At 45.4% G+C, this 3,747-nt stretch carries 3 protein-coding genes and 3 pseudogenes; 4 read left to right on the plus strand and 2 right to left on the minus strand.

The features are described from left to right. Nucleotides 1–125 precede the first annotated feature (125 nt). From FNW02_RS37600 to FNW02_RS37610, 3 genes and pseudogenes are all read left to right on the plus strand, one after another. Nucleotides 126–704 (plus strand): annotated as a pseudogene (locus FNW02_RS37600) (hypothetical protein); the annotation flags it as partial. 133 nt (nucleotides 705–837) lie between these two features. Then, nucleotides 838–1,287, plus strand: a complete 450-nt coding sequence (locus FNW02_RS37605) for a DUF1257 domain-containing protein (RefSeq protein ID WP_191762547.1) — start codon at nucleotides 838–840, stop codon at nucleotides 1,285–1,287. A gap of 3 nt (nucleotides 1,288–1,290) precedes the next feature. Next, nucleotides 1,291–1,500 (plus strand): DUF2997 domain-containing protein, encoded by a 210-nt coding sequence (locus tag FNW02_RS37610; RefSeq protein WP_191762548.1) that lies wholly within the window; start codon nucleotides 1,291–1,293, stop codon nucleotides 1,498–1,500. A gap of 211 nt (nucleotides 1,501–1,711) precedes the next feature. Here the strand turns inward: FNW02_RS37610 and FNW02_RS37615 are convergent, their stop codons facing one another. Continuing rightward, complete coding sequence (locus FNW02_RS37615; RefSeq protein WP_225226301.1) at nucleotides 1,712–2,113, minus strand: site-specific integrase; 402 nt, start codon at nucleotides 2,111–2,113, stop codon at nucleotides 1,712–1,714. A gap of 159 nt (nucleotides 2,114–2,272) precedes the next feature. Between FNW02_RS37615 and FNW02_RS37620 the strand changes: the two are divergent. Beyond that, nucleotides 2,273–2,506, plus strand: a pseudogene (locus FNW02_RS37620) (heme ABC transporter ATP-binding protein); the annotation flags it as partial. Between the two features lie 56 nt (nucleotides 2,507–2,562). On the opposite strand, the pseudogene FNW02_RS37625 reads toward FNW02_RS37620, so the two are convergent. Continuing rightward, nucleotides 2,563–3,625 (minus strand): annotated as a pseudogene (locus FNW02_RS37625) (SulP family inorganic anion transporter); the annotation flags it as partial. Between the last annotated feature and the right edge of the window lie 122 nt (nucleotides 3,626–3,747).

Below are 3,747 nucleotides of genomic sequence, written 5' to 3' on the forward strand. Positions count from 1 at the left end.
GGGAGAAACAACGTAATAAGCAAAAAGCCAGTGTGTATTGGGGTTTCCAAACCAAAGACGCTCGCCGGAAAATGCAGCATTTATATCCGAGCTTAACCTAGCAAAGTTTGCTTGGTAGACTACTAGATAAGCAGGAGTCAGTCAAAGCCAACTTGTTAAAAGCATTTCCCACTCTTGCTGAACTTGAAGATTATTTGCAGGTAATTATCGGACGCCCCGTTATTATTCCTGCCCTGTCTGAACAACTCAATCAGCAACAAACCGAAGTATTAAACCAGATTACTAAGTTCATTCAGCAGTATGACCAAAATCTTGAGCAGCGACTAAGGGAATCGGCTCTAGCTGGTGGTGAACAACTCGCCCTTGCGTTACTTGAAGAGTTGGCTGATTGGGAGCCAGGACGTAGGCCAGTGCAGTTCAGAAAGAAGATGCAGCGCCATCTCATGAAAGTTCAGGTGTTGCTGGCGAATGCTGACCCCCAAGCTGGCAGCAGCTTAGAGGCAATGATGACGCATCTTGACTCGATTGTTAATGATCCGGCGATTGAGGCTAAGAATTTGGGATCTGATGGGCGTACGCAACTACAGCAAAAGATTGACGATATCCGCGCAAAGCTACTGGACGAACAACGCAACCTCCAACAGTTAGCAACTGGCGACGTGGGTTTGTCGAAAGCTACCCTGAGCGCGTTTAGATTCAGGTAAAAAACAGTCAACAGTGAATATTTATCACTGTTGACTTATTTCACCAATGATCAAATGCGATATTCGCAGCCTCAAGTGTATCGCATTACTCCCACTACTGAACAAACCAGTTCAATTACAAAGGACAGAACAAGTGTCGCATTTTTCAACAGTCACAACCAAACTCATCAACCGTGAATGCTTAGTACAAGCCCTCACTTTACTGAACCTCTCGCCCCAAGTCCACGAAAAGCCACAATCACTTAAGGGCTACTATGGCGGTTCACAGGGGCAAAGCGCTGAAATCATAGTCCGTGGTAGCACTATAAAAGTCCGTGCAGACATCGGCTTTAAGTGGAATCAAACAAGCGGCGTGTATGACGTGATACACGACAGTTATGAAACAAAACCTCGGCTGGGAGAAGACTTCTTCAGCCACAAACTGATGCAGGCTTATGGACAAAGGATAGTTCGTGCTAAAGCCGAGGAATTACAAGAAAGATTTGGTGAATGCACGATTGCTGAAACATCTGAAGGTCAAGTACAAACCCTACGTCTGACTTTCAGTGGACATCAGCAAGTACAACAATACACCAGGAGATAACAGATGGAACGCGCAATACTTATACATTTTGACAAAGTTACAGGTTCAGTTCGAGTAGAGGCTGAGGGTTTTGAGGGGCTGTCTTGTCTGGAAGCAACACAACCGTTTGAATCCGCGTTGGGAGTTGTGGAGGGCGAACGCACTTACTTTGAAGAGTCAGCCCCGCAAATTCGTAATACTACTACTACCCATCAACAGTACCAACGTCAGTAATTAGTAATGAGTAGTCAGTTAGAAGTACTAACTGACTACTGTTTCGGAATATGGGCTGCGCCAAAGCTTGAAAAAGAATTCAGAAGTCAGAATACATCCGTCAGAATCACTCTCGTGGGGGATTCAGACCCACCACTCATTGAAGACCACCAAATCGTAGATTTGATGGGGGTCTTAAACCCCTGCAATTCATCCACCAGTCGCACAGAATTCAATTCTGAATTCTGGCTCCTGACTCCTGAATTCTGTTTTGATAAAATTCTTGGATGGCGGTGATTGCTTGATTGACAGTACGAGGACTCCTTTTGGCAACAATTTCTCTTACATTTTCTGATATTGCTTCAACTTCACCACCTAGCAAGTACCAATTCACAAAGTCTGCCAATTCATTTAACCCAATGTCATACCAATTGAGAGATTTGGATTCTAGCCAGCGCCAAAAGTCTACCAGTCGATAAGCGTATGTACTGACTGTGTTAGGTGATAATTGTCGCTTTCTACAATAGTTCAAAAACCTTTGGATTGGTTCTATAGGTAGGCAGGTTTGCTGGTCAAAAACACAACTAAATCGTGACTCCGTGTCAGGGGATATCGCCCATTCTACCTTGACCATTTTCTACGTTGTGGAAATTAAGTTGTTTCTACCCTAACGTAAAAATTAGGGCTGTTGTTGTTGTTCTTTCCACGTTGTAGAATTGGTTGTTGTTGTCTACATAACGATGCTGCTTTCTTTCTTAATGCACCGACGTAGCAAGGATTCGTTTGCAGGAGGAATCAACAAAAGCTGGTTTTGGCAAGGGAATTCACAGGAGAACCCACGTTAATTGTGCCAACACAAGGATTAGATGTAGGAGCGACAGAAGCATTACAGCGGCCGTTATTGGCAGAACGCGATCGCGATGCAACAATTTTGTACATTTCAACACAATTAGAGGAAGTGATGGCAATGAGCGATCAGATTGCCGTCATGTACAGAGGTGAGTTTGGGGGTGTTTTGGATGCCTAGAGGACGACAGTGGAGGAGATTAGTTTGTTGATGGGGGGAGGGACACGGTGACGCGTCTATGTGGATATTGCCTCAACCAGAGCAACTGCTTGCTTGAGTGCCTGTAAACGATTCATAAACAGGTAATCTGGGCGTACTAATCTCAAAATCTTAAAGCGTTCTAACCGCTCTTTGACCTTGCCACTGGCACCGACAATTAGCACCTGACGACCTTGATTGCAGGCATCCTTGATGGCATTCTCGATCGCCACAGAAGCAGTCACGCCCAACATTGGCACATCGCTGAGATCGAGAATCAGGATATCGCAATGTGCCATAGCTGAATGTTCGCGAGCGATCGCCTTGGCTAACCCCAAAAATCATCGGCCCGCTGAGGTAGAACAGCAGAACACGTCCATTAGCTTTAACGAGCAACTGCTTTTCTTCATCATTTAACACAATTGCATCATCAGCATCAGTAATCGTCTTCACTTTCTCAGCCTGGAGGTGAGAAAGACGTTCGATTGTCAGGATATTGGCAACGAAAACCCCAACGCCGACGGCAACGATCAGATCGACAAATACTGTCAGGAGCAACACGCCGTACATAATCATGGCTCCCTTCAGGGATACTTTATGAGCGCGTTTGAGGAAACTCCAGTCGAGAATGTCAATACCGACCTTGAGGGCAATCCCAGCCAACACTGCCATTGGAATGTTTTGAGTCAGATTAGCAGCCCCCAAGACTACAACGAGTAAAATCACAGCACGAGTCAAACCAGACAGAGCCGTCTTAGCGCCAGCCTGGATATTAACCACCGTTCCCATTGTCGAACCTGCACCAGGTAGCCCACCGCACAGACCAGAAACCAAATTACCAATACCCTGACCAATTAATTCTTTGTCTGATTTGTGTTCGGTGCGAGTTAAACTGTCTGCAATCACCGCAGTCAGCAAAGTATCAATACATCCCAGCATCCCTAACATTGCACCATCGATGACCATCACGGTAATTTGGGAGAAAGTAAAGGTAGGCATTTGCAATTGTGGCAGTCCCATTGGGATTTCGCCAATGCGGTCGATCTGTGCATTCCCAAAGAAAACCAGAGAAACTACAGTACCGACAATCAATGCTACTAGTAGTCTACCAAGCAAACTTTGCTAGGTTAAGCTCGGATATAAATGCTGCATTTTCCGGCGAGCGTCTTTGGTTTGGAAACCCCAATACACACTGGCTTTTTGCTTATTACGTTGTTTCTCCC

Origin of the sequence: Komarekiella delphini-convector SJRDD-AB1 (genome assembly GCF_014831675.1) — a bacterium.
Taxonomy (GTDB): domain Bacteria; phylum Cyanobacteriota; class Cyanobacteriia; order Cyanobacteriales; family Nostocaceae; genus Komarekiella.